Raw genomic sequence first — 23,406 nt, forward strand, 5'->3', positions numbered from 1 at the left:
CGTCTGAGTCATCGCGCTCCGCGATGACCTCACTGTAGGCGACTTAGCGCAGTTCTGCGTTAAACATTGCTCGATTCACTCGTCCGATGCCCGGTCAGCGCGACCTGGCAGGCCTCCAGCAGTCGCTCGCGCAGCCCATTCGACCGCATGGCGTAGTCGCGCTGGCGGCGGACGTACTCGGCCTTGCCTTCGGGCGTCTCGATCCTGATCGCTGCCAGGTCGTACGACGTGAAGTCGTACGGGGATGCCGCCATGTCGGTGTACCGGACCTCCATCGCGAGCTCGAAGCAGTCGAGCAGCAGCTCGCCGGCCACGAGCGGACCGAGCTTGCTTGCCCACTTGTAACAATCCATGGCTGCGTGAAGACACCCCGGTTGCTCCATCGCGCCCGTCGAGTCGCGTGTGGGCCGGAGCGTGTTGCGGTCGACCGCCTCGGGGGTGAAGAACCGGTAGGCGTCGAAGTGCGTGCAGCGGATCCTGTGGGCCTCGACGACGGCGTCGGTGCCGGCCGACCCGAGCCGCAGGGGGAGCGGGTGGCGGTGCTCGTCGGTCTCCCGGTACACCATCGCCCACTCGTGCAGGCCGAAGCAGCCGGTGAGCGCCGGACGGCCGAGCGTGGCGGTCAGCAGGCCGTGGATGAACCGGACGGCGTCCCCGCGGTCGGCCACGAACGCGTCGGCGTCGAGCGTCACGGTGCCGTCGTCCGACGTCCGGTACCAGCGCCAGCCGGCGTGCGGGGCGGGGCTCTCCAGCGCGACACCGACCCCGGGGTGCCAGCGGCGCAGGACGGCGGGCGTGACCGGGTAGTACTCGAACAGGAAGTCCTCGATGGCGTGCTTCTGCTGGCGCGAACGACGCTCCCGGCGGCCGGCGGTGAACGCGTCKGCGCGCGCCGCGTGCGCCTCCGCGAGCGACTGCCACGTCGCCGCATCGAGCGCGGGGGGAGCGGTCACGGACATGCCTCCAGGGTAGGCGAGCCTGCCAGACTGCCCTCGTGATCATCGTCGCGTCTGTCTTCGCCGTCCTCGCCGCCCTGCTGCACGTCCTGTTCTTCGCGTACGAGTCGGTGCTCTTCGAGCGCCCGGACGTCCACGCGCGGTTCCAGACGCGCACCGAGGACGTCCCCGCGGTGAAGCCCTGGGCGTACAACCAGGGCTTCTACAACCTGTTCCTCGCGATCGGTGCCCTCGTCGGGGTGGTGCTCGCCCTGGCCGGCGAGGAGACCGTCGGTCTCGCACTGATCCTGCTGGCGTGCGGCTCGATGCTCGCCGCCGCCCTGGTGCTCGTCGCGACGAACCGCTCGATGGCTCGTGCCGCCGCGACGCAGGGCGCGTTCCCGCTGCTCGCCGTGGTGTTCTCGGTGGCTGCCCTCCTCGCCTAGCAACCCCGACCCCAACGCCGTCAGGGGCGACAGGCGTTATGGGTTCAGGAGACGCGGACAGGGAGCGTGGTGCGTGAGCAGACGGTGGGAGGACCTGCTGGAGCAGGTCGCGCGCGAGCGTTATCAGCGTCTGGTCGCGCACGCGACGCTGGTGTCGGCCTCGCCGTCCGATGCGCAGGACCTCGTGCAGGAGTCGCTGATCTCGGCGTTCTCGGGCCGTGCGCGGTTCGGGTCCGTCGAGCAGGCCGAGGCCTACGTTCGCCGGGCCATCGCGTCTCGCGCGATCGACGCCGGCCGGCGCAAGACGCGCGAGGCACGCCTGCTCGCCCGGGCGGCGGCGCAGGTTCCCGATGCCGTCGAGCACGAGGACCGGCTGCCGGGCGCGGACGTGGTGCGGGCGCTCGCCAGCCTCAGCCCGCGGGAGCGCGCGTGCGTGGTCCTGCGACAGATGGAGGACCTGTCGGTGGCGGAGACCGCAACCGTGCTGGGTCTGTCCGAGGGCGCGGTCAAGCGCTACACGTCCGACGGGCTCGCGCGGCTGAACGCCGAGCTCGGCAGCACGGCGGTCGCGGTGGAGCGGATCCCCGTCAACCAGCTGACTCCGACGGAGGTGCGTCGTGACCGATGACCTGCACGCCCTGCTGGCTCGGGCGTCCGACGAGATCGAGGGTGCTGCGCCGGTGCTGGACGGCGGCCGGCTTGGCGTGGTCCGGTCGGCGGCCCGTCGCCGCCGGATCACGCGGCGGACGGCCGAGTCGTTCGCGGGCGTCGGCGTGGTGGGCGTGCTCGGGGTCGGCCTGTGGTTCGGGCTGGGCCAGCAGTCGCCGGAGCCGGTGGTGCCCGTCGTGACCCCGACGGTCACGCCGACCCCCACCACGACGCCGAGCCCGACTCCCACGACGGCCCCGACTCCGACCGGGCCGGTGACCCGGGCGGAGTCGATCGACGATGCCACCGTGATCGCTCGGCTCACCGCGCCGCGAACGGGCGAGGTGTGGCAGATACCCACGCTCGTGCCGGACGTCGAGGCGCTGCGGATCAACGAGGGCGACCCTGCTCCGGCCTACCTCGTGGGGACGCGGGGAGAGGCCTCGATCTACCTGACGACCTACGAGCAGCTCGGATCGTGGATCGTCAGCGGCCTCTACGAGGTGGACGCGCTGGGTGCGCGGCTGATCGCGTGCCCGAGCGCGCGCTCCTCGGACCCGTGCGCCTCCGAGGTGAACATCTCCCTTCCTCCAGGGGTCGTGCGGGACGAGGAGACGTTCTACGACACGCTGACGCTGCCGACGTCGATCGACCTGGGAGACGACTTCCGGGTGACGACGACGAGCACCGTCGCGTCTCCCTTCTACTCGTCCTCGCTCTACGGCGACGCCGACCCGTTCATGGACGACACGTTCGAGCAGCGGGGCCTGCGCGAGCCCGGCCCGGTCGCGCTCACGGTCCGGGTGCGGGAGTCGTCGGTGCCGGGGCTGACCAACCTCACCTACGGGATCCTGACGCCGTTGGGCACGTTCCTCCGGCTCCAACCGGGCGACGTCCCGGCCGGGGACTTCACGGCGATCCGGTGGGACGACGGCGTCGCGCGTGGAGCACCCGACCCTGCGGACGAGTACGACGACCCGGACGTGACCACGGCGCCCGGCGGGCAGCGCTGCGTCGCGACGACGTACTCGCAGGAGGACGCCCACGTGGCCGCGGACTGGCGCCCCGCCGGGACGACGCCGGACGGGCACCGGGTGTACGTGCCGGTGGCCGGCGGGAACCCGGTCTCGCGGGCGGTGCGGGCGTGGCACGAGGACAACTCGTCGACCCTCGCGCCCGAGGGTGTGCAGGGCGACGAGTACGGGGCCGTGCACGGCGCCGCAGCGGGCTACGCGTACACCACCGACGCGGCGTTCCTCGAGGCGAACGCGCTGTTCGCGCTGCAGGGTCCGGCCGGCGAGTGGCTGCTGGGCATGCGGTCCGACGCCGCCAACGTCGTCTACGAGTGCGCCTGACCGGCGCGGTCCGTGTCGGAGCGCGGGGGTGACGGCGGGAGGTCGTCCGGGGCGATGTCCGCGGCTTTCGTCGACACCCGGTGCAGCGCCCACTCGAACGGCCCGCGCCCGACCGAGACGGCCCAGAGCCAGCACAGCCCGATGGTCGTGAGGACGAACGCAAGCCACACCCCGAGGGTCGCCTGGTAGACGACGCCCTGCCCGAGGGCGGCGATGACCACGATGTGCACCGTGTACGCGGTGAGCGCCAGCGCCCCGACGGCCGCCAGCGGGGCGAGCACCCGGGGCCACCGGTCGGCGACCACGAGGCAGCCGGCGATGACCAGCAGGGCGACACCGACGTTGCCGACCACCTCGAACGTCGTCGACGAGTGCGGCTCGGTCGTCGCCAGCGCCTCGGGCCAGCCCAGGACGTGCATCGCCACCCACGAGCCGCCGTGCCCGAGGACCACCAGGCCGACGCCGACGAGCGCTCCGAGACCTCGTAGCCGCGCCGCGCGCAGGTCGCTGCGGCCGATCGCGAGCCCGACCAGCAGGTACGCCGTCCACACGATCGCCGGGTAGTAGTGGCCGACAGTGATCTGGGCGAGCACCGTCGGCCGGGCACCCTCGAGGCTCGCGGCGATGCCCTGGCCGAGCGGAGGCCCGATGACGGCGACGACGCCCGCGGCGGTGAGCAGGGCCGCCCGGGACCAGCGCAGCGCGACGCAGCCGATCGCGAACAGGAGCCCGTAGGTCGGCAGGATCACGACGACCGGCGTCGCGAGCAGGATGAGCAGCTCCCCGAGGGCGAACAGGAGCAGGGCCCGCACCAGGATCCGCACGCGCGCCTGGACCAGCCGGGTGCCGACGACAGGTACGGAGCTGCCCGAGAGCAGGGCGAGCGAGACGCCCGCCAGCACCACGAACAGCGCCGCGGGCCGCCCGTCCGCGAGCTGCGAGAAGCCGCCGGGCGGGACCGGTCCGTGGTCGTCGGGACCGACGTGCGCGGTCATCATGCCGAGGACGGCGAGGCCCCGGGCGACGTCGATCCCCACGATGCGGCGCATGCACGGATGCTAGCGAGCCGGGGAATCTCGCATGTCGAAACGGTTCGTCCCGGTTATTGAACTGTTGGGCTCTCGGATGATTACCCTCAGATGTGAACTCCCCGACGCACCCCGACGTGTACACCCACGGGCACCACGAGTCCGTGCTGCGCTCGCACCGCTGGCGCACCGCCGAGAACTCCGCCGCGTACCTGCTGCCGGCCCTCGTCCCGGGGACGCGCCTGCTCGACGTGGGGTGCGGTCCGGGCTCGGTGACCATCGACCTGGCGGCCCGGATCGAGCCCGGCGAGGTCGTCGGCGTCGACTCCTCTGCCGCCGTGGTGGAGATCGCCCAGAAGGCCGCCGCGGACGCGGGCGCGGACAACGTGACGTTCCAGGTGGCCGACGCCTACGGCCTGCCGTTCGAGGACGACGCCTTCGACGTCGTGCACGCGCACCAGGTGCTCCAGCACCTCACGGACCCCATCGCCGCGCTGCGGGAGATGCGTCGCGTCACCAGGCCCGGCGGCATCGTCGCGCTCCGCGACGCCGACTACTCCGGCATGACCTGGTACCCGGAGTCGCAGGGCCTGGACGAGTGGCTCGCGCTCTACCACGAGGTCACGCAGGCCAACAAGGCCGACGCGAACGCCGGCCGCAAGCTGCTCTCCTGGGTCCGCGAGGCCGGCTTCGACCCGGCCGGGATCGTGCCCAGCGCGGGCGTCTGGTGCTACGCCACCCCGGAGGACCGCACGTGGTGGGCGGGGCTGTGGGCGGACCGCTCCGTGGCCTCGAACTTCGCCGCGCAGGCCATCGCCCACGGCCTGGCCGACGAGGTCGGCCTCGAGCTGCTGGCCGACGCCTGGCGCGAGTGGGGCACCCAGCCCGACGGCTGGTTCGCGGTGCTGCACGGCGAGGTGCTCGCTCGCGCCTGAACTAGGGTTGCGACGTGCGCATCGCAAGGTTCACCACCGGGGGAGACCCCCGCTACGCCCTGATCGACGGAGCACCCGGCTCCGAGGAGCTCGTGGTCATCACGGGAGACCCGCTCTACACGCCGGTGCAGCCCACGGGTGAGCAGATCCGGCTCGACGACGACAGCGTCCGCCTGCTGGCGCCGGTCATCCCACGCTCCAAGATCATCGGGGTGGGCCGCAACTACGCCGAGCACGCCGCCGAGATGGGCAACGACCTCCCGCCCGCCCCGCTGCTGTTCCTCAAGCCCAACACCTCCGTGATCGGCCCCGACGACCCGATCGTCCTGCCCGACTGGACCGAGCACGTCGAGCACGAGGCCGAGCTGGCGATCGTCATCGGCAAGGTCACCAAGGACGTCACGCCGGACCGCGCCCTGGACCACGTGTTCGGCTACACCGTGGCCAACGACGTCACCGCGCGCGACGTCCAGAAGGCCGACCTGCAGTGGACGCGGGCCAAGGGCTTCGACGGCTCCTGCCCGATCGGCCCCTGGATCGTGCCGGGCCTGGACGTCGACGACCTGTACGTCCGCGCCCGCGTCAACGGCGTGCCCAAGCAGGACGGCCGCACGTCGCAGATGATCTTCGACGCGGCCTACCTCGTCTCGTACGTGTCCGAGGTGTTCACGCTCCTGCCCGGCGACCTGATCCTCACCGGCACCCCCGCGGGCGTGAGCCCGATCGTGGACCGGGACATCGTCGAGGTCGAGGTCGAGGAGATCGGCACCCTGCGCAACCCCGTGCTGCGCCGCCACTAAGTCTCCACGCCGGCTGCGGCGGAAGGACGAGCGTGCTGCGCAACCCGTGCTGCGCCGCCACTAACCTTGAGGCCGTGACTTCTCCCACCGGCTCTGCTGTACGCGTCCGCTTCTGCCCCTCGCCCACCGGGACGCCGCACGTCGGCCTCATCCGCACGGCTCTGTTCAACTGGGCGTACGCGCGCCACACGGGCGGCACCTTCGTGTTCCGGATCGAGGACACCGACGCGGCGCGCGACTCGCAGGAGTCGTACCTGCAGCTCCTGGACGCGCTGCGCTGGCTCGGTCTGGACTGGGACGAGGGTGTCGAGGTCGGCGGGCCGCACGAGCCGTACCGGCAGTCGCAGCGGATGGACCTGTACGCGGACGTCGCCCGCCGCCTGGTCGAGGGCGGGCACGCGTACGAGTCGTTCTCCACGCCCGAGGAGATCGAGGCGCGCCACAAGGCGGCCGGCCTGGACCCGAAGCTGGGCTACGACGGCGTCGACCGCGACCTGACCGACGAGCAGAAGGCCGCGTTCCGGGCCGAGGGCCGCGAGCCGGTCCTGCGTCTGCGGATGCCCGACGCGGACCTCTCCTTCGACGACCTGGTGCGCGGCGAGGTCACGTTCAAGGCGGGCTCGGTGCCGGACTTCGTCATCGTCCGCGCCAACGGCCAGCCCCTGTACACGCTGGTCAACCCGGTGGACGACGCGCTCATGGGAATCACGCACGTGCTGCGCGGGGAGGACCTGCTCTCGTCGACGCCCCGCCAGATCGCGCTCTACCAGGCGCTGGAAGCGATCGGCGTCGGCTCCGGGGCGCCGGTCTTCGGGCACCTGCCGTCGGTCCTGGGCGAGGGAAACAAGAAGCTGTCCAAGCGCGACCCCGAGTCCAACCTGTTCCTGCACCGCGACCGCGGCTTCACGCCCGAGGGCCTGCTCAACTACCTGGCACTGCTCGGCTGGTCGATCGGCCCGGACCGCGACATCTTCTCGATGGAGGAGATGACGGCCGCGTTCGACGCGGCGGACGTCAACCCCAACCCGGCGCGGTTCGACGTGAAGAAGGCCGAGGCGATCAACTCCGCGCACGTGCGGCTGCTGGCGCCCGAGGACTTCCGCGACCGGCTGGTGCCGTACCTGCACCGCGCGGGCCTGGTGCCGACCGACTCCTACGCGGACCTCTCGCCAGAGCACCGTGCCCTCCTCGACGCGGGCGCGCCGCTCATCCAGGAGCGCATCACGTTGCTGGGCGAGGCCGAGGGCATGCTCGGGTTCCTGTTCGTCGCGGACGGCGCCCTCCAGATCGCCGACGACGCCCGCGGCGCGCTGCGCGAGGAGTCCCCGGCCGTCCTCGACGCCGCCGCGGCCGCGCTCGAAGCCCTCACCGAGTTCACGACGACCGGCACCCAGGAGGCGCTGCAGTCTGCGCTGGTCGACGGGCTCGGCATCAAGCCCCGGTTCGCGTTCACGCCGCTGCGCGTCGCGCTCAGCGGACGACGCGTGTCCCCGCCCCTGTTCGAGTCGATGGAGATCCTGGGCAAGGAGTCCACGCTCGCGCGGATCGCTGCCCTGCGCGCCACGCTCTGATGCGGGTCGACGGGGTCCTGTTCGACATCGACGACACGCTCGTCGACACCCGCGGCGCGTTCGGTCACGCCCTGTCCGCGCTCGCGCGCGAGTACCTGCCGGACCTGCCGCACGACCGGTACGACGAGCTGGTGAGGGTCTGGCGCGCGGACGTCGGCGGCCACTACGCGGCGTACACGCGCGGCGAGGTCGGCTTCGTCGAGCAGCGGATGACGCGGGCCAACGAGCTGCACGCGCAGTTCGGGGGACCGGTGCTGGACGCTGACGCGTTCGCGGTCTGGGACGAGGCGTTCCAGGGTGCGTTCGCGGACGCGTGGACCGCGCACGAGGATGTCGAGGCCGTCCTGGACAAGCTCCTTGCCGCCGGCCTCGCGGTGGGCGCGCTGTCCAACGCGTCCGTCGAGCTCCAGACGATCAAGCTCGAGCGGGTGTCGCTGCTCGAGCGCGTGCCCATGCTCGTCGGCGTCGACACCCTCGGCTTCGGCAAGCCCGACCCTCGCGTCTTCGTCGAGGCGTGCCGCCGGCTCGGCACCTCTCCCGAGCGCACCGCCTACGTGGGCGACGAGCTCGACGTCGACGCCGTGGCGGCGCGGGAGGCGGGACTGCTGGGCATCTGGGTGGACCGTCCCGGTGGGCGCCGGCTCGCGCTGACGGACGCGGAGATCGTTGCGGCAGACGTCGTCGGGATCGAGTCCCTCGACCAGCTCCCGGGGGTTCTCGGGCTCTAGCGCAGCCGCGCCCGGTAGCACTCGGTCCGGTACGGCACCTCGATCCACTCGCGTCCGCGCAGGTCCGGATGGGCGGCGACGAGCCGATCGATCTCGTCGAGGAGCGCGTCTCGCTCGTCGGCCGGGAGCAGGATCAGGTGGCTGCGGCTGGCGGCGAGGGTGCGCAGGTCCGCGGCGCGCAGCCGCTGGGTCCAGGGGAACGTGGCGTGCTCCGGCTCGGTGAACGCGTCGCCGAGCATCGGGTCGCGGTAGCTGGTCTCCAGGCTGTCCCCGCGGTGCACGATCTCGGTCCAGCGCGCCACCCAGTCGGTCGACTGGTCGCGCACGTTCCAGATCGGCGCCACCTGACCGCCGGGCCGCAGGACGCGGGCGATCTCCGCGGAGGCCGCGGGTGGGTCCACCCAGTGCCAGGCCTGCGCGATGGTCACGGCGTCCACCGACTCATCGGGCAGACCGAGGTGCTCGGCCGTCCCGGGCAGCGCCTCGACGTCCGGAAGGGCGGCCGCCAGCTCCGCCCGCATCGCGTCGGACGGCTCCACGGCGACGACGTGCCACCCGAGCGCGACGAGCCGTTCGGTGAGCTTGCCGGTCCCGGCCGCGAGGTCCACGACGTCGCGCGCGTCCGGGGGGACGGCCCATCGGACCGCCTCGTCGGGGTAGCTGGGCCGGGTGGCCTGGTAGACGGCTGCGGCCCGGTCGAACGAGGCGGCGCGGTCGTCGCGGTCGTCGGTGCTCATGGCACCGATCGTGCCGCGACGGGAGGTGTCACGCCTCCGGCAGCGGGTCCAGGTACTCCAACGCGGCCTGGTGGAGCCGCCCGTTGGACACCAGCGCGGACCCGCCGAACGGGCCGGGCACCCCGCGGATCGAGGTGAACGTGCCGCCGGCCTCGGTGACGATCGGGACGAGCGCCGCCATGTCGTGCAGCGACAGCTCCGGCTCCGCGGACAGGTCCACCGCGCCCTCCGCGACCAGCACGTGCGACCAGAAGTCGCCGTACGCACGCGTCCGCCACGTCCGCCGGGTCAGGTTCAGGAACGCATCCAGCTGCCCGCGCTCCTCCCAGCCGCTCAGCGACGAGTACGACAGCGAGGCGTCCTCGAGGCGGTCGACCTGGGAGACGTGCAGCTGGCTGGCGGCGGCCAGCGACTTCCCGGTCCACGCGCCGTTGCCCTGCGCCGCCCACCAGCGCCGACCGAGCGCGGGGGCGCTGACCAGGCCGACGACCACCTGGTCGCCGTCCAGCAGCCCGATGAGCGTGGCCCACACGGGCACGCCGCGGACGAAGTTCTTGGTCCCGTCGATCGGGTCGATGATCCACCGGCGCGGCCCGTGGCCGGTGTCGCCCATCTCCTCGCCGTGCACCGCGTCCCGCGGTCGCGCCCGGGACAGCTGACCGCGGACGATCTCCTCGGCGGTCTTGTCGGCGTCGGACACCGGCGTGAGGTCGGGCTTCGTCTCCACCCGCAGGTCCTGCGCCTTGAACCGCGACATGGTCAGCGAGTCCACCTGGTCCGCGATCACGTGGGCGAGGCGCAGGTCGTCGTCGTACCCGGGTCGCAGGCTCATGCCCGACACGGTAGTGGTTCGTCGGTGCACGTCAGGGACGTGCGGGCTCCCGGTTGTCCGGATCTCCGCTGCCCAGGCGGCTGGCCAGGAGACGGCGGAACGACTCGACGCGGGCGGCGCGCGCCTCGCGGGTCGGCTCGTCCGGCGCGGCGGCGACCCAGTCGTCGAGCGCGCAGTCCGGGGCGTCGTCCGCGTGGGTGCACCCGCGCGGGCACTCCTCGGCGACCTCCGCGAGGTCCGCGAACGCGCCGAGCAGGTGCTGCGGGTCGACGTGTGCGAGCCCGAACGACCGTACGCCGGGCGTGTCGATGACCCACGTGGGCTTCGACGTCCCGGGAACGCGCAGCGCCACCGCGGAGCTTGAGGTGTGCCGACCGCGGCCGGTGACGTCGTTCACCACACCCACGGCCCGGTACGTGCCCGGGACCAGCGCGTTCACCAGCGTCGACTTCCCGACGCCCGAGTGCCCGACCAGCACCGACGTCTTGCCCTCCAGCGCCGCTCGCACGTCGTCGAGGCCGTGGATGATCCGGCCGCCGACGGACTTCTCCGCGCTGGTCACCACCACCTCGACGCCGATCGGCGCGTACATCCCGACCAGCTCCGCGGGATCCGCCAGGTCCGCCTTGGTCAGGGCCAGCAGGGCGTCCATGCGCGCGTCGTAGGCCGCGGCGACGCAGCGGTCGATCATGCGCGTGCGCGGCTCGGGGTCGGCCAGCGCGGTGACGATCACCAGCTGGTCCGCGTTGGCGACGATGATCCGCTCGATCGGGTCGGTGTCGTCCGCGGTCCGCCGCAGCACCGTCCGACGCTCGCCGATCCGCACGATCCGGGACAGGGAGCCGTCGTCGCCGGACGTGTCCCCGACGATGTCCACCCGGTCACCCGGCACCACGCGGTCGCGGCCGAGCTCCCGGGCCTTCATCGCGATCGCCACGCGCTCGTCGGGGCCGTCGGGGTCGACGAGGATCGCGTAGCGACCGCGGTCGACGGCGGTGACCAGGGCGACCTCGGCGTCGGCGTGCTCGGGGCGCTGCTTGGTCCGCGGGCGCGAGCCGCGACCGGGACGGATGCGGACGTCCCGCTCGTCGTAGCGCCGGGCACCCATCAGGCCAGCACGGCCGATCCGAGCATGCCGCCCCAGAGCCCGACGAAGTCGGGGATCGTCTTGGCGGTCGTCGCGACGTCCTCGACCTCCACGCCCGGGACCCGCAGCCCGATGAGAGCGCCCGCGGTGGCCATCCGGTGGTCCTCGTACGTGTGCCAGGTTCCCCCCGACAGCGGGCGTGGCGTGATGACCAGCCCGTCGGAGGTCTGCTCCGCCTGCCCGCCCAGACGCGTGATCTCGGCGGCCAGCGCGGCGAGCCGGTCGGTCTCGTGCCCGCGCAGGTGGGCGATGCCCCGCAGCCGCGTGGGGGAGTCGGCCAGGGTGGCGAGCCCGGCGATGGTCGGCGCGATCTCGCCGGCCGCGTGCAGGTCCAGGTCGACGCCACGGACCGCGCCGGTGCCGGTGACGCTCAGCAGGTCACCGTCGACGCGTGTGGTGGCGCCCATCCGCTCCAGGATCCCGGGCAGCAGGCCCCCGGGCTGCGTCGTCTGCGTCGGCCAGCCCGGCACGCGCACTGTTCCGCCGGCCACGAGGGCCGCGCACAGGAACGGGGCCGCGTTGGACAGGTCCGGCTCGACGCGCACGTCGCGGCCGGTGATCCGACCCGGCGCCACCTGCCAGATCGCAGGCCGCGAGTCGTCCACGTGGACGCCGGCCTCGCGCAGGAGGGCGACCGTCATCTCGATGTGCGGCAGGCTCGGCAGCGTCCGGCCGGTGTGCCGCAGGGTCAGGCCGCGCTCGAACCTCGCGGCGGCGAGCAGCAGCCCGGAGACGAACTGGCTGGACGCGGACGCGTCCACGTCGACCTGACCTCCGAGCACGGAGCCGTGCCCGTGCACCGTGAACGGGAGGTGCCCGGGCTCGCCGTGCTCCTCGACGCGCACCCCCAGCGTGCGCAGCGCAGTCAGCACCGGCCCCATCGGCCGGGCGAGGGCCGAGTCGTCGCCGTCGAACCGGACCGGGCCGTTGGCGAGCGCCGCGACAGCGGGCAGGAACCGCATGACGGTCCCCGCGAGACCGCAATGGACGGCGGTCGACCCCTGGACCGGGCCGGGCGTGACCACCCAGTCGCTGCCGTCCTCGTCGATCCGTGCGCCCAGGCCGGTGAGTGCGGCCGCCATCAGACGCGTGTCCCGTGACCGCAGTGCACCGCGTAGGCGGCCGGGGGAGTCGGCCAGCGCGGCGAGGACCAGGTAGCGGTTGGTCAGGGACTTGGAGCCGGGCACCTCGACGAGCGCGTCCAGGGGGGCGTCGGCGAGCGGTGCGGTCCACAGGTCCATGGCACCCAGGCTATCGGGGGTGCCGACGGGCACTGTGAGCGTCTCAGGCCCTCTCAGTCGGAGGCCTTCGCCGCTGCGTGCTCGGAGCGCGCCTTCTGCACGCGCCAGCTGATCCCCGGGCGGCCCTCGAGGTCGACACCGGCGATCAGGGCACCACCGGTGAACGCGAGCGCGCGCACGAGCTTGTCGCGACGGGCGCGCCGCAGCAGCGGGTCCTCGCCCTTGACGCGCTTGGTGGGCAGGTTGAGCAGGACGAGCGGAGCCGTCAGGGCCGCGAGCGCGAGCGCGGCCGTGCGCGGTGCCTTGCCGACCGCGAGCAGCACCCCGGCCGCGGCCAGCGCGGCACCGTGCGCCTGGACGATCGTGGTCAGCTGCCGGTCGCTGAGCTCGCGGCCCAGCACGTCTCCGGCCGGGCCGGACAGCGCGGGCTCGGGCAGCCGGCGGCGCAGCGTCGTCAGCGCCCCTCGGGCGTCGGCGGCGTGCGCGGCGGGGTGCCGGACGACGTCGAGACCCTCGGTGACGAACCACGAGGCGAACAGGGGACGCGCGATTCGGCGCAGCAGCACGGCAGCTCCTCCTACAGGGCGCCGCCGGCGGCGGACGGCGCGTCGGCGGACTCGCCACCGTCGCCGATCTGCTCGCGGGCGACATAGTTCTCGAGGTCGAACAGGTTGTCGCCGGCACGCGTGGCGACGGTGAGCAGCGTGGTCGCCGAGGCGACTTCCTCCACCTGCTCCTTGAGGAACCAGAGCAGGAACTGCTCGCCCAGGGCGTCGCCCTCGGCGCGGGCGGCCGCGAAGATCGCCTCGATCTGCGAGGTGACCTGCTTCTCCTGCTGGAGGGCCAGGCCGATGGGCTCGGTGACCTGGGTGAAGCCGTTGCGCACGGAGCTGCCGGCGGGGATCTCGACGTGCAGGTCCCGGTCCAGCAGGTACTGCACGATCATCAGCGCGTGGTTGCGCTCCTCGATCGCCTGCCGGTAGTAGTGCCGGGCCAGCTGGGGGAGGTCCTGCCCGTCGAACCACACGGCGATCGCCACGTACTGCTGGTGGGCGTCGAACTCGTGGCCGATCTGCTCACGGAGCAGGCGCAGGAAGGTGGAGTCCGCGGCAGTCGTCGTCATGCCGCCAACCTAGTGCGCGGGTGCGGCGCTGGCGACGCGTGTGCGGCAGCGGGAATGGTCCGCAGCGTCCTGCCGTTGTGGCCACCATGAGCTGTGCTACCGAGACGCGCGCTGCGACGCCTCCCGTGACCGGGTGGGCGGTCGGTACCCCCGTAGACACCCTTCCCGCCCAGTGGCCCGCGCAGATGCAGGCGTCCGGGGTGAATGTGTCGTGGCCCACGCCGGTCGGTGGTCCTCAGACTCCGGGACTAGGCTCGTCCGCGATGAGCGAGGACACGAACCGCGCGCCCGAGTCCGAGGGCGACGCTGCACGGACCGAGAGGTTCGAGGCCGAGGCGCTGGTCTACCTGGACCAGCTGTACGGCGCTGCCCTGCGGATGACGCGCAACCCGGCCGACGCCGAGGACCTGGTGCAGGAGACGTTCGCCAAGGCGTTCGCCGCGTTCCACCAGTACCGCCCGGGCACCAACCTCAAGGCGTGGCTGTACCGCATCCTCACCAACACGTACATCAACTCGTACCGCAAGAAGCAGCGCGAGCCGCAGCAGTCCCGCTCCGAGGAGATCGAGGACTGGCAGCTGGCCCGCGCCGAGTCGCACACGTCGAGGGGCCTTCGGTCTGCCGAGGCCGAGGCGCTCGACCACCTCCCGGACTCCGACGTCAAGGACGCCCTGCAGCGTCTGCCGGAGGAGTTCCGGATCGCGGTGTACCTCGCGGACGTCGAGGGCTTCGCGTACAAGGAGATCGCCGAGATCATGGGGACGCCGATCGGGACGGTGATGTCCCGGTTGCACCGCGGCCGCGCACAGCTGCGCGACCTGCTGTCGGACTACGCCCGCGGGCGTGGTCTGGTCGCGGTGGCCCCGACCGCGCCGGAGGGCGAACGATGAACGAGAGTGACCTGTCAGCGGGCAACTGCGGCAACAACTGCGCAGACGCTCTGGACCGGCTCTGGGAGTACCTCGACGCGGAGCTCGGGGCGCCCGACGCCGAGACTGTCCGGGCGCACCTCGCCGAGTGCGAGGGCTGCCTGGAGGAGTACGACGTCGACGTCGTGGTGAAGACGATCGTGAAGCGCGGCTGCCAGGAGGCCGCGCCGGAGCACCTGCGGCTGAAGATCCACGAGCAGCTGACCGTCATGCGCGTCACGCTCGACTGAGCGCCGCAGACCCGAACGACGAAGGCCCGGTGCAGCAGCTGCTGCTCCGGGCCTTCCCGTTCTCCGAACGCTCAGGCGTTGGGACGGTTGCCGTGGTTCGCGGCGCTGCCCTTGCGGGAACGGCGCTTGCGGCCTCGCTTGCTCATGGGATCTTCCTTCGTCGACGTACGGGGGGTCGGCGCCCGTGCTGCTCGCCGGACTCGTCTCCATCGTCCCACATCTCTCGCGCCCTCAAGTGCGGGGCGCCGACGTCCGATATCCAGTGCGTGAGCCAGCCGACACAGTCCGTCATCCCGTTCCTGCACGCCCTCGCGAGCACGGGCGGATCCGACCTGCACTGCAAGGTCGGTTCCGCGCCCCGCGTGCGCGTCGACGGCCGGCTGCGCAAGCTGCAGGTCCCCGACCTCAAGCCGGCGGACACCGAGCGCATGCTCGAAGAGGTCCTGCCCGACGACCTGGTGGACGCGTTCCGCGAGCACAAGGAGGCGGACTTCGCGTACTCCGTGTCCGGTGTCGGGCGGTTCCGCGTCAACGCCTACCAGGCGCGCGGCACGTACGGCCTGGTGTTCCGCCGGGTGGCCGTCGGGGCCCAGTCGCTCGCCGAGCTGTCCCTGCCCGAGGTCATCGGCGAGCTGGCGCTGGAGCCCCGCGGGCTCGTGCTGGTGACCGGTCCGACCGGCTCCGGCAAGACGACGACCCTGGCCTCGATGGTCGACCTCATCAACACGCTGCGCGAGGTCAACATCGTCACCATCGAGGACCCGATCGAGATCCTGCACCACGACAAGAAGTCGATCGTGTCCCAGCGAGAGGTGCGCCAGGACACGGCCGACTTCACGGTCGCCCTGCGTGCCGCGATGCGCCAGGACCCGGACGTCATCCTCGTCGGCGAGATGCGCGACGTGGAGACGGTCCGCGCGGCGCTGTCCGCGGCCGAGACCGGTCACCTGGTCCTGTCCACGCTGCACACCATCGACGCGGCCGAGACGGTCAACCGCATCATCGACTTCTTCCCGCCGCACGAGCAGAAGCAGGTCCGCATCGCGCTCGCCCAGGCGTTGCGCGGCGTGGTGTCCCAGCGCCTGGTCCGGCTGGCGAACGGCACGGGTCGTCGTCCGGCCATCGAGGTCATGGTCAACACCGGCCGCACGCGCGACGCGATCCTGGACCCCGAGGACGCCCCGCCGCTGATCGACCTCATCCGCGAGGGCGACTTCTACAAGATGCAGACGTTCGACCAGCACCTCTTCCAGCTGGTCCGGGACGACGCGATCACCTACGACGAGGCGCTCTCGGTGTCGACCAGCCCACACGACCTGACGGTCGAGCTGCGGCAGGCCGGCCTCGTGTCCTGATCTCCCACCGACAGAGCCCGTGACCGCCCGCGGTCACGGGCTCTGTCGTGTCCGCAGACGCGATATGACGTGAGTTCTTGCGCGGGAGCGGAACGCGATATAACGTGTCTCCAGACACGAGATATATCGCGAATGAGGAGAGCATCATGGCGAGCGAGTCCTGGGTCGTCGCCGGCCCGCAGATCATCGAGATCGAGTCGGTCACGGACCTCCGGGTGCAGCTGGTGGGCGGACGCGTCGACGTCGTCGCGCACGACGGGCCCGGCGCGCGGATCGAGGTGCACGACGTCGACGGCCGGCCGCTGGAGGTCAGCCTGTCCGACGGCGAGCTCCGGGTCGGCTACCAGTTCACGCTGGGCGGCTGGGACGGGTTCCTCGAGAAGTTCCGCAATTTCCGCGGCAAGGACCGCGCCGACGTGCACATCGCGATCCCGCGCGGCATCCGCGCGAAGGTCGGCACCGTGAGCGCCGACGGCCTGCTCGCCGGCGTGGCGGAGGACGCGTCGGTGTCCACCGTCTCGGGCACGCTCATCACCGACGGCACCGTCGGGCGCCTGAGCGCCAACACCGTCTCGGGCGAGATCGTCGTGCGCGACCACCGTGGGGACCTCAAGCTCAACTCGGTCTCGGGCGAGCTCGCGGCGTCGGGGGAGCTGAGCCTGGTGCAGGCCAACTCGGTGTCCGGCTCGCTGACGCTGGACGTGACGTCCGGGACCTCCAGCGTGACGGCGACGACGGTCTCCGGCGACGTCACGGTCCGCCTGCCCGCGGGCAAGGGCGTCCAGGTGAAGGGTCAGTCCGTCTCGGGGCGGCTCGTCGTGGACGGCGAGGAGTACAAGGGCACGTCGCCGGGGCATCGGAAGGTCGATCTCCGCACGGGTGACGGGGCGTGCTTCGTCTCCTCCACCACGGTGTCGGGGCACCTCACGGTGCTGCGCGGCGCAGGGACCGGGGTCGCGTGATGATGGCGCCGGTCTTCGCGCACGGACAGCTGCGCCTCTACCTGCTGTCGCTCCTGGAGAGCGGGCCCAAGCACGGCTACGAGCTCATCACGGCGCTCTCGGACCGCTTCGGGGGCACCTACCGGCCGAGCCCGGGCACGGTCTACCCCCGGCTCGCCCGCCTCGAGGAGGAGGGCCTGGTCCAGCGGGTCGACGAAGAGCGCAAGAGCACCTACGCGCTCACGGAGGCTGGCTACGCCGAGCTGAACGCGCGGCGTGCCGAGCTGGGCCACCTCGAGGAGGGGATCGCGGAGTCGGTCCGGGAGCGCGCCGCCCAGGTGCGCGAGGACGTGCGCGGGTCCATGCGCGGACTGCGCGCCGACCTCGCCGCGGCCGCCCAGCAGGCCCGTGCCGCGGCGGTCCCGCACACCACCGGCGACGTCCCGGACGACCCGCGGCTCGCGTCGCACGTCCGGTCCAAGGACGCCGAGGCGATGATCCAGCGGTTCCGCGACGAGATCCGCGCGGACCTGCGCCGGGCCGACGCCCGTGGGGCCGTGGAGCAGCTCACGCTCGACACCCTGCGGACCGTGCTGGACTCCGCGCTGACCGCCGTCCGCGGCACGTTGAGATGACGCTCTGGGTCCGCTGGCTGTCAGGCGCCGTCGTCGGGCAGGCCGAGCCAGGCGTGCCAGCCGGTGTGCAGGACCAGCCAGGCCATCAGGCCGTACCCGGCCTGTCCTGGCAGGATCCCGTCGCCCGCGGCGAGGTCGCCCAGCCACTGGTCGTGGGCGGCCAGGGGCGTGTACATGTCGACGAAGGGCACCCGACGCCGGGTCGCCACATCCGCGTACGCGGCTGACAGGTCGGCCAGCTTGTCGGCGTCGGCGGTGCCGCCCGGGGGTGGGCCGACGACGAACGCGGGGATCCGGCGCTGGTCGGCGACGTCGAGGATGTTCGCGAGGTTGAGCCGGCTGCGCGCGAGCGAGAGGCCCGCGGCGACGTCGGCCCGGCCGAGGGCGACGACGAGCCGGTTGTCGGCCTCGGGGGACAGGCGACGGGTGACCTCCTCGTCCCACCGGGCGCCCAGGGCGGTGCTCGTCTCGCCGGGGACGGCGAGCGTCAGCACGGTGAGGGTGTCCGGCGTCGGTGTCCTGGCCGTCACCCGACCGACCCAGCCGAGCCCCTTGGGGTCGCCCGCGCCGGCCACGAGCTCGTCGCCGACCACCGCCAGCCTCAGCGGCAGCTCGCCCACACGCCTCACCTCTCGCCGTCCGACCCGTCGTGCGACGGCCGTCGCCGCACAGTGTCTCAGGCTGCGGTAGCGCCCGCCGGTTCATCGGCGGGCCTGTCGCGAGCGGGCGGGAGGTGTCAGGCGCTGCGGTACGGGTGGCTCGGCAGGCCGGACGCCGTGTCCGACCAGTCGGCGTGGGAGGCCGGGGGCCGGGCGCTGCCCAGGCCGTCCCGGCGGACCGTGACGACGAGGCGGGCGACCAGCCAGGCCGCGCTGGCGAGTGCGAGGACGATCCATACGGTGGTCATGGCAGAAAGTCTCCGCCCGGCCAGAACGCGCCACGAGTGGCAGGACTGACGCTGACCGTTGACATTCCGCCACATCGTGCCGATGCTGGCCGCATGCTCCGATCCGTGGCCGCCATCGCCCTGCCGAACGTCGCCCCCTTCGAGCTCGGGGTGGCCTGCGAGGTCTTCGGCATCGACCGCCGGGACACCGGCGGGCCGTGCTTCGAGTTCACGCTCTGCGGCATCGAGCCCGGGATCGTGCCGACGAAGGGCGCCGGCTACTCCATCGTCGTGGAGCACGGCCTGGAGGCGACCCGCGACGTCGACCTGGTGATCGTCCCTGCCTACGGCGACACCGACGACGTGCCCGAGGTGGTGCTCGACGCCCTGCGGGCCGCGCACGAGCGGGGCGCCTGGGTGCTCAGCATCTGCAGCGGCTCGTTCGCGCTCGGGTACGCCGGCCTGCTCGACGGTCGGCAGTGCACGACGCACTGGATGTACACCGACGAGATGAGCAGGAGGTTCCCGCGGGCGCGGCTCAACCCCGCCGTCCTCTACGTCGACGACGAGCACGTCATCACCAGCGCCGGCACGGCCGCCGGCATCGACGCCTGCCTGCACCTGGTGCGCCGCGAGCTGGGTGCCGCGGCGGCGTCGGCCATCGCCCGTCGGATGGTCGTCCCTCCGCATCGCGACGGCGGACAGGCCCAGTACGTCGACACCCCGCTGCCCTGCGACGCCGACACCCTGGCCCCGCTGCTCGCCTGGATGATGGAGAACCTCGAGGAGGAGCTCAGCGTGCCGGACCTGGCCGCCCGCGCCTTCGTCTCCGAGCGGACGTTCGCCCGACGGTTCCGGGCCGAGACCGGGACGACGCCCGCCGCCTGGGTCACCCGGCAGCGCGTGGTCCGGGCGCAGGAGATGCTCGAACGCTCCGACGCGAGCATCGAGGAGATCGCCCGGCTGTGCGGGTTCGGTACCGCCGCGGTGCTCCGGCACCACTTCGCCCGCACGCTCGGCACCAGCCCGCAGGCGTACCGGCGCACGTTCGCCCCGGCACCGGTCGGCTGAGACGACGGGAGCCGCACCCCGGTGGGGGTGCGGCTCCCGGTCGACCGGAGGTCAGCGCTGGAAGGCGGTCTCGACGAGGTTGGCCTGCTGCGCCTGGTGCTTCTTGGCGGACCCGGCAGCCGGCGACGCCGACTCCTTGCGGGACACCACCCGGAGCGTGCGGCTCAGCAGCTGCGGCAGGTGCATGGACAGGAACGTCCACGGGCCCTGGTTGCGCGGCTCGTCCTGCACCCACACCAGCTCGGCCCCGTCGAACGGCGCGACCGCGGCGCGGACCGCCTCCGCGTCGAGGGGGTAGAGCTGCTCCAGGCGGACGATGGCCGTGTGCTCGTCGCCCGTCTTCACGCGGTGCGCGAGCAGGTCCCAGTAGACCTTGCCCGAGCAGAGCAGCACGCGGGTGACCTGCCCGGCCTTGGCGGCCGCGAGCTGGTCGCCGATGACCGTGCGGAAGGTGCCGGTCGTGAAGTCCTGCACGTCCGAGGACGCCGACTTGAGGCGCAGCATCGACTTCGGGGTGAACACTACGAGCGGGCGACGCGGCCGGGCGTAGGCCTGACGTCGCAGCAGGTGGAAGTGCGACGCGGGGGTCGACGGCTGCGCGATCGTCATGTTGTCCTCGGCCGCGAGCTGCAGGAACCGCTCGATGCGCGCCGACGAGTGGTCCGGCCCCTGGCCCTCGTACCCGTGCGGCAGGAGGAGCACGACCGACGACCGCTGCGCCCACTTCTGCTCGGCCGACGAGATGAACTCGTCGATGATCGTCTGGGCGCCGTTGACGAAGTCGCCGAACTGCGCCTCCCAGAGCACCAGGGCGTCGGGACGCTCGACCGAGTAGCCGTACTCGAACCCGAGCGCGGCGTACTCCGAGAGCGACGAGTCGTAGACCCAGAACTTCGCCTGGTCGGCCGACAGGTAGAGCAGGGGAGTCCACTCGGCACCGGTCTCGCGGTCGTGCATGACCGCGTGCCGCTGCACGAAGGTGCCGCGCCGCGAGTCCTGCCCGGCCAGCCGGACGGGAGTGCCCTCGACGAGCAGGGAGCCGAACGCGAGCAGCTCGCCGTAGCCCCAGTCGATGCCGCCCTCGCGGGTCATCGCCTCGCGCTTGGCCAGCAGCTGCGCCAGCTTGGGGTGGACGGTGAAGCCCTCCGGCGGGCGCACGTGCGCGCGGCCGATGCGCTCCAGCGTGCCGGCGTCGACGGCGGTCTTCCAGCCGACCATGACGCCGGCGTCCTCGAGCTGCGACTCCGGGCGCTCCAGGCCCTTGACGGCCTCGGCCTCGGGAGGGGCGGGCAGGTACCCGTCCTCGCGCGTCTCGGTGAACACCCGCTCCAGCTGCGACTGGTAGTCCTGCAGCGCCTGCTCGGCGTCGGAGATCGTGAGGTCCCCGCGCGCCACCAGCGTCTCGGTGTAGAGCTTGCGGACGGAGCGCTTGGCCTCGATGAGGTTGTACATGAGCGGCTGCGTCATCGAGGGGTCGTCGCCCTCGTTGTGACCGCGGCGGCGGTAGCAGACCATGTCGATGATGACGTCGCGGTCGAACTGCTCGCGGTACTCGAACGCCAGCTCGGCCACCCGCACGCACGCCTCGGGGTCGTCCCCGTTGACGTGGAAGATCGGCACCTGCAGGCCCTTGGCCACATCGGTCGCGTACTGCGAGGAGCGCGACGACGACGGGCCCGTGGTGAAGCCGACCTGGTTGTTGATGATCAGGTGGATGGTGCCGCCGGTGCGGTACCCGCGCAGCTGCGCCAGGTTGAGCGTCTCGAACACGACGCCCTGGCCGGCGAACGCCGCGTCACCGTGGATGAGGATCGGCAGCACGGAGAAGCCGTCGCCACCGAGGTCGATGCGGTCCTGCTTGGCGCGCACGATGCCCTCGAGCACCGGGTCGACCGCCTCGAGGTGCGACGGGTTGGCGGCCAGGTACACCGCGGTCGTCGCGCCGGACTCGGCGGTGAACGTGCCCTCGGTGCCCAGGTGGTACTTGACGTCGCCCGAGCCCTGGACCGACTTGGGGTCCTGGTTGCCCTCGAACTCGCGGAAGATCTGCGCGTAGGACTTGCCGGCGATGTTGGCCAGGATGTTCAGCCGGCCGCGGTGGGCCATGCCGATGCCGACCTCGTCGAGACCGTTGTTGGCGGCCTTGGACAGGATCGCGTCGAGCAGGGGGATGACCGACTCGCCACCCTCGAGCGAGAACCGCTTCTGCCCGACGTACTTGGTCTGCAGGAAGGTCTCGAAGGCCTCCGCAGCGTTGAGGCGGCGCAGGATGCGCAGCTGGTCCTCGCGCGGGGTGCGGGCGTAGCCGGACTCGAGGCGCTCCTGGAGCCACTTGCGCTGGCGCGGGTCCTGCAGGTGCATGTACTCGCTGCCCACCGTGCGGCAGTACGAGTCGCGCAGCAGGCCGAGGACCTCGCGCAGCTTGGCGCGGGGCTTGCCCGTGAAGCCGCCCGTGGGGAACGAGCGGTCCAGGTCCCAGAGCGTCAGCCCGTGGGTCTGCACGTCCAGGTCGGGGTGCTTGCGCTGGCGGTAGGCCAGGGGGTCGGTGTCGGCCATGAGGTGGCCGCGCGACCGGTAGGAGTGGATGAGCTCCGCGATGCGCGCGGGCTTGATGGCCTCGGCGTCGGGGTCGGCGGCCTCGCGCACCCAGCGGACCGGCTCGTACGGCACGCGCAGCGACGCGAACACGCGGTCGTAGAACCCGTCCTCGCCGAGCAGCTTGCGGCCGATGATGCGCAGGAAGTCGCCCGACTGGGCGCCCTGGATGATCCGGTGGTCGTAGGTCGAGGTGAGGGTGAGCACCTTCGACACGCCCATCTTGTTCAGCGCGTCCTCGGACGTCCCGGCGAACTCCGCGGGGTAGTCCATGGCGCCGACGCCGATGATCGTGCCCTGGCCCTGCATCAGGCGCGGGACCGAGTGAACCGTGCCGATCGTGCCCGGGTTGGTCAGCGAGATCGTGGTCCCCGCGAAGTCCTCGACGGTGAGCTTGTTGCCGCGCGCACGACGGACGACGTCCTCGTAGGCGGTCCAGAACCCGGCGAAGTCCAGCGTGTCGGACTTCTTGATCGACGGGACGAGCAGCTGGCGCGTGCCGTCGGGCTTCGCCAGGTCGATCGCGATGCCCACGTTGACGTGCGCGGGCGTCAGGACGCTCGGCTTGTCGTCGTGCAGCGTGTAGGAGGTGTTCATCGCCGGCATCTCCGCCAGCGCCTCGACCAGCGCGAAGCCGATGAGGTGCGTGAACGAGATCTTTCCGCCGCGACCACGGGCGAGGTGGTTGTTGATGACGATGCGGTTGTCGACCATGAGCTTGGCCGGGACGGCACGCACGGACGTGGCGGTCGGGACCTCGAGCGAGGCCTCCATGTTGGTCACCACGCGCGCGGCGGGGCCGCGCAGCTTCTGGATGTCGTCGGCGGCCTCGGCCTCGTCGGCGGCGGAGCTGCGCTGCGCCACCTGGGCGTAGGGCGCGGTGGCCGGCTGCGCGGTGGCGATGGGCGACGTCACCGCGGGCGGCTCGACGAAGGTGGCCGGCTGGGCGGGGGCCACGGGAGGCGCGGCCGGCGCGGGGGCCGGGGCGACCTGGACCGGCGTCGGCTTCGTCGCCGGGGTGCCGTTCACCGCTGCGGGAGCGGGAGCCGATCCGTTGGCGGAGGCGTCCTCGGGCTTGTAGCCCTCGAAGAAGTCCCACCACGCCGGGTCGACCGAGTTCTTGTCCCTCTGGTACTGCTCGAACAGCTCGTCCACGAGCCACTCGTTGGCGCCGAAAACGGCACGCGTCGAGTCAGGATCCGCCATCTGGGTCACGCTGGGATCGCCCACTTCCGCTG

25 protein-coding genes are annotated in these 23,406 nt (G+C 72.2%); 13 read left to right on the forward strand and 12 right to left on the reverse strand.

What is annotated here, in order from left to right; translation table 11 throughout:
* Positions 1-59: 59 nt before the first annotated feature.
* Entirely contained in the window at positions 60-959 is a 900-nt protein-coding gene (locus tag AC1DXT_RS06475; protein ID WP_477060510.1) for a 3-methyladenine DNA glycosylase, read from the reverse strand.
* 35 nt (positions 960-994) lie between these two features.
* Between AC1DXT_RS06475 and AC1DXT_RS06480 the strand changes: the two genes are divergently transcribed.
* The 3 genes from AC1DXT_RS06480 (at position 995) to AC1DXT_RS06490 (ending at position 3,384) form a co-directional block, all read left to right on the forward strand.
* Positions 995-1,381, forward strand: a complete 387-nt coding sequence (locus AC1DXT_RS06480; protein ID WP_477060511.1) for a DUF1304 domain-containing protein — start codon at positions 995-997, stop codon at positions 1,379-1,381.
* 73 nt (positions 1,382-1,454) lie between these two features.
* A complete protein-coding gene (locus AC1DXT_RS06485) occupies positions 1,455-2,009 on the forward strand; it encodes an RNA polymerase sigma factor (protein WP_477060512.1) in 555 nt (184 codons plus the stop codon).
* Positions 1,999-3,384: a hypothetical protein gene (locus AC1DXT_RS06490; protein ID WP_477060513.1), complete on the forward strand. Its 1,386-nt coding sequence runs from the start codon at positions 1,999-2,001 to the stop codon at positions 3,382-3,384. Before AC1DXT_RS06485 ends, AC1DXT_RS06490 begins: the two co-directional genes overlap by 11 nt.
* Here AC1DXT_RS06490 and AC1DXT_RS06495 read toward each other — a convergent pair.
* On the reverse strand, positions 3,369-4,433 hold the full coding sequence (locus tag AC1DXT_RS06495; protein WP_477060514.1) for a DUF418 domain-containing protein: 1,065 nt from the start codon (positions 4,431-4,433) through the stop codon (positions 3,369-3,371). The genes AC1DXT_RS06490 and AC1DXT_RS06495 overlap by 16 nt on opposite strands.
* A 92-nt stretch (positions 4,434-4,525) precedes the next feature.
* Here AC1DXT_RS06495 and AC1DXT_RS06500 point away from each other — a divergent pair, with 92 nt between their 5' ends.
* From AC1DXT_RS06500 to AC1DXT_RS06515, 4 genes are all read left to right on the forward strand, one after another.
* Positions 4,526-5,347 carry a methyltransferase domain-containing protein gene (locus AC1DXT_RS06500; protein WP_477060515.1) on the forward strand — a complete coding sequence of 274 codons (822 nt, stop codon included), beginning with the start codon at positions 4,526-4,528 and terminating at the stop codon, positions 5,345-5,347.
* Between the two features lie 14 nt (positions 5,348-5,361).
* The gene (locus AC1DXT_RS06505) at positions 5,362-6,147 is read left to right on the forward strand and encodes a fumarylacetoacetate hydrolase family protein (RefSeq protein WP_477060516.1); all 786 of its coding nucleotides are present in this window, start codon (positions 5,362-5,364) and stop codon (positions 6,145-6,147) included.
* Positions 6,148-6,221: 74 nt separating this feature from the next.
* Positions 6,222-7,718: a glutamate--tRNA ligase gene (gene gltX, locus AC1DXT_RS06510; protein ID WP_477060517.1), complete on the forward strand. Its 1,497-nt coding sequence runs from the start codon at positions 6,222-6,224 to the stop codon at positions 7,716-7,718.
* Entirely contained in the window at positions 7,718-8,446 is a 729-nt protein-coding gene (locus AC1DXT_RS06515; RefSeq protein WP_477060518.1) for an HAD family hydrolase, read from the forward strand. Before gltX ends, AC1DXT_RS06515 begins: the two co-directional genes overlap by 1 nt.
* On the opposite strand, the gene AC1DXT_RS06520 is transcribed toward AC1DXT_RS06515, so the two are convergent.
* The 6 genes from AC1DXT_RS06520 to AC1DXT_RS06545 are packed head-to-tail and all read right to left on the reverse strand — an operon-like array spanning position 8,443 to position 13,526.
* A complete protein-coding gene (locus tag AC1DXT_RS06520; protein WP_477060519.1) occupies positions 8,443-9,183 on the reverse strand; it encodes a class I SAM-dependent methyltransferase in 741 nt (246 codons plus the stop codon). The two genes, AC1DXT_RS06515 and AC1DXT_RS06520, sit on opposite strands and share 4 nt — an antisense overlap.
* Positions 9,184-9,211: 28 nt before the next feature.
* Positions 9,212-10,015, reverse strand: coding sequence for a histidinol-phosphatase (gene hisN, locus AC1DXT_RS06525; RefSeq protein WP_477060520.1), 804 nt, complete (start codon positions 10,013-10,015; stop codon positions 9,212-9,214).
* 31 nt (positions 10,016-10,046) lie between these two features.
* Positions 10,047-11,123: a ribosome small subunit-dependent GTPase A gene (gene rsgA, locus AC1DXT_RS06530; protein WP_477060521.1), complete on the reverse strand. Its 1,077-nt coding sequence runs from the start codon at positions 11,121-11,123 to the stop codon at positions 10,047-10,049.
* The gene (aroA, locus tag AC1DXT_RS06535) at positions 11,123-12,403 is read right to left on the reverse strand and encodes a 3-phosphoshikimate 1-carboxyvinyltransferase (RefSeq protein ID WP_477060522.1); all 1,281 of its coding nucleotides are present in this window, start codon (positions 12,401-12,403) and stop codon (positions 11,123-11,125) included. The genes rsgA and aroA overlap by 1 nt, the downstream gene beginning before the upstream one ends.
* A 53-nt stretch (positions 12,404-12,456) precedes the next feature.
* Positions 12,457-12,969 carry a DoxX family protein gene (locus AC1DXT_RS06540; protein WP_477060523.1) on the reverse strand — a complete coding sequence of 171 codons (513 nt, stop codon included), beginning with the start codon at positions 12,967-12,969 and terminating at the stop codon, positions 12,457-12,459.
* Between the two features lie 11 nt (positions 12,970-12,980).
* Entirely contained in the window at positions 12,981-13,526 is a 546-nt protein-coding gene (locus AC1DXT_RS06545) for a ferritin (RefSeq protein WP_477060524.1), read from the reverse strand.
* Between the two features lie 86 nt (positions 13,527-13,612).
* On the opposite strand from AC1DXT_RS06545, the gene AC1DXT_RS06550 reads away from it, so the two are divergent.
* Complete coding sequence (locus AC1DXT_RS06550; RefSeq protein WP_477060525.1) at positions 13,613-14,416, forward strand: sigma-70 family RNA polymerase sigma factor; 804 nt, start codon at positions 13,613-13,615, stop codon at positions 14,414-14,416.
* A complete protein-coding gene (gene rsrA, locus AC1DXT_RS06555) occupies positions 14,413-14,685 on the forward strand; it encodes a mycothiol system anti-sigma-R factor (RefSeq protein ID WP_056096731.1) in 273 nt (90 codons plus the stop codon). Before AC1DXT_RS06550 ends, rsrA begins: the two co-directional genes overlap by 4 nt.
* A gap of 71 nt (positions 14,686-14,756) precedes the next feature.
* Here rsrA and AC1DXT_RS06560 read toward each other — a convergent pair whose 3' ends face one another.
* Positions 14,757-14,831, reverse strand: coding sequence for a 50S ribosomal protein bL37 (locus AC1DXT_RS06560; protein ID WP_155859599.1), 75 nt, complete (start codon positions 14,829-14,831; stop codon positions 14,757-14,759).
* A 120-nt stretch (positions 14,832-14,951) separates the two neighbouring features.
* Here AC1DXT_RS06560 and AC1DXT_RS06565 point away from each other — a divergent pair, with 120 nt between their 5' ends.
* The 3 genes from AC1DXT_RS06565 to AC1DXT_RS06575 all read left to right on the forward strand — a co-directional run bounded on the left by AC1DXT_RS06565 (position 14,952) and on the right by AC1DXT_RS06575 (position 17,616).
* Positions 14,952-16,040: a type IV pilus twitching motility protein PilT gene (locus AC1DXT_RS06565; protein ID WP_477060526.1), complete on the forward strand. Its 1,089-nt coding sequence runs from the start codon at positions 14,952-14,954 to the stop codon at positions 16,038-16,040.
* Between the two features lie 146 nt (positions 16,041-16,186).
* Positions 16,187-17,002 (forward strand): DUF4097 family beta strand repeat-containing protein, encoded by an 816-nt coding sequence (locus tag AC1DXT_RS06570; RefSeq protein WP_477060527.1) that lies wholly within the window; start codon positions 16,187-16,189, stop codon positions 17,000-17,002.
* 2 nt (positions 17,003-17,004) lie between these two features.
* The gene (locus tag AC1DXT_RS06575) at positions 17,005-17,616 is read left to right on the forward strand and encodes a PadR family transcriptional regulator (protein ID WP_477060819.1); all 612 of its coding nucleotides are present in this window, start codon (positions 17,005-17,007) and stop codon (positions 17,614-17,616) included.
* Positions 17,617-17,636: 20 nt separating this feature from the next.
* Here AC1DXT_RS06575 and AC1DXT_RS06580 read toward each other — a convergent pair whose 3' ends face one another.
* Positions 17,637-18,236 carry a GDSL-type esterase/lipase family protein gene (locus tag AC1DXT_RS06580; protein ID WP_477060528.1) on the reverse strand — a complete coding sequence of 200 codons (600 nt, stop codon included), beginning with the start codon at positions 18,234-18,236 and terminating at the stop codon, positions 17,637-17,639.
* Between the two features lie 116 nt (positions 18,237-18,352).
* Positions 18,353-18,523, reverse strand: coding sequence for a hypothetical protein (locus tag AC1DXT_RS06585; RefSeq protein WP_477060529.1), 171 nt, complete (start codon positions 18,521-18,523; stop codon positions 18,353-18,355).
* A gap of 93 nt (positions 18,524-18,616) precedes the next feature.
* Here AC1DXT_RS06585 and AC1DXT_RS06590 point away from each other — a divergent pair, with 93 nt between their 5' ends.
* Complete coding sequence (locus AC1DXT_RS06590; protein ID WP_477060530.1) at positions 18,617-19,573, forward strand: GlxA family transcriptional regulator; 957 nt, start codon at positions 18,617-18,619, stop codon at positions 19,571-19,573.
* Between the two features lie 51 nt (positions 19,574-19,624).
* On the opposite strand, the gene AC1DXT_RS06595 is transcribed toward AC1DXT_RS06590, so the two are convergent.
* On the reverse strand, positions 19,625-23,374 hold the full coding sequence (locus AC1DXT_RS06595) for a multifunctional oxoglutarate decarboxylase/oxoglutarate dehydrogenase thiamine pyrophosphate-binding subunit/dihydrolipoyllysine-residue succinyltransferase subunit (protein ID WP_477060531.1): 3,750 nt from the start codon (positions 23,372-23,374) through the stop codon (positions 19,625-19,627).
* Positions 23,375-23,406 lie beyond the last annotated feature (32 nt).

Source organism: Cellulomonas sp. P1_G12_2, assembly GCF_056405535.1.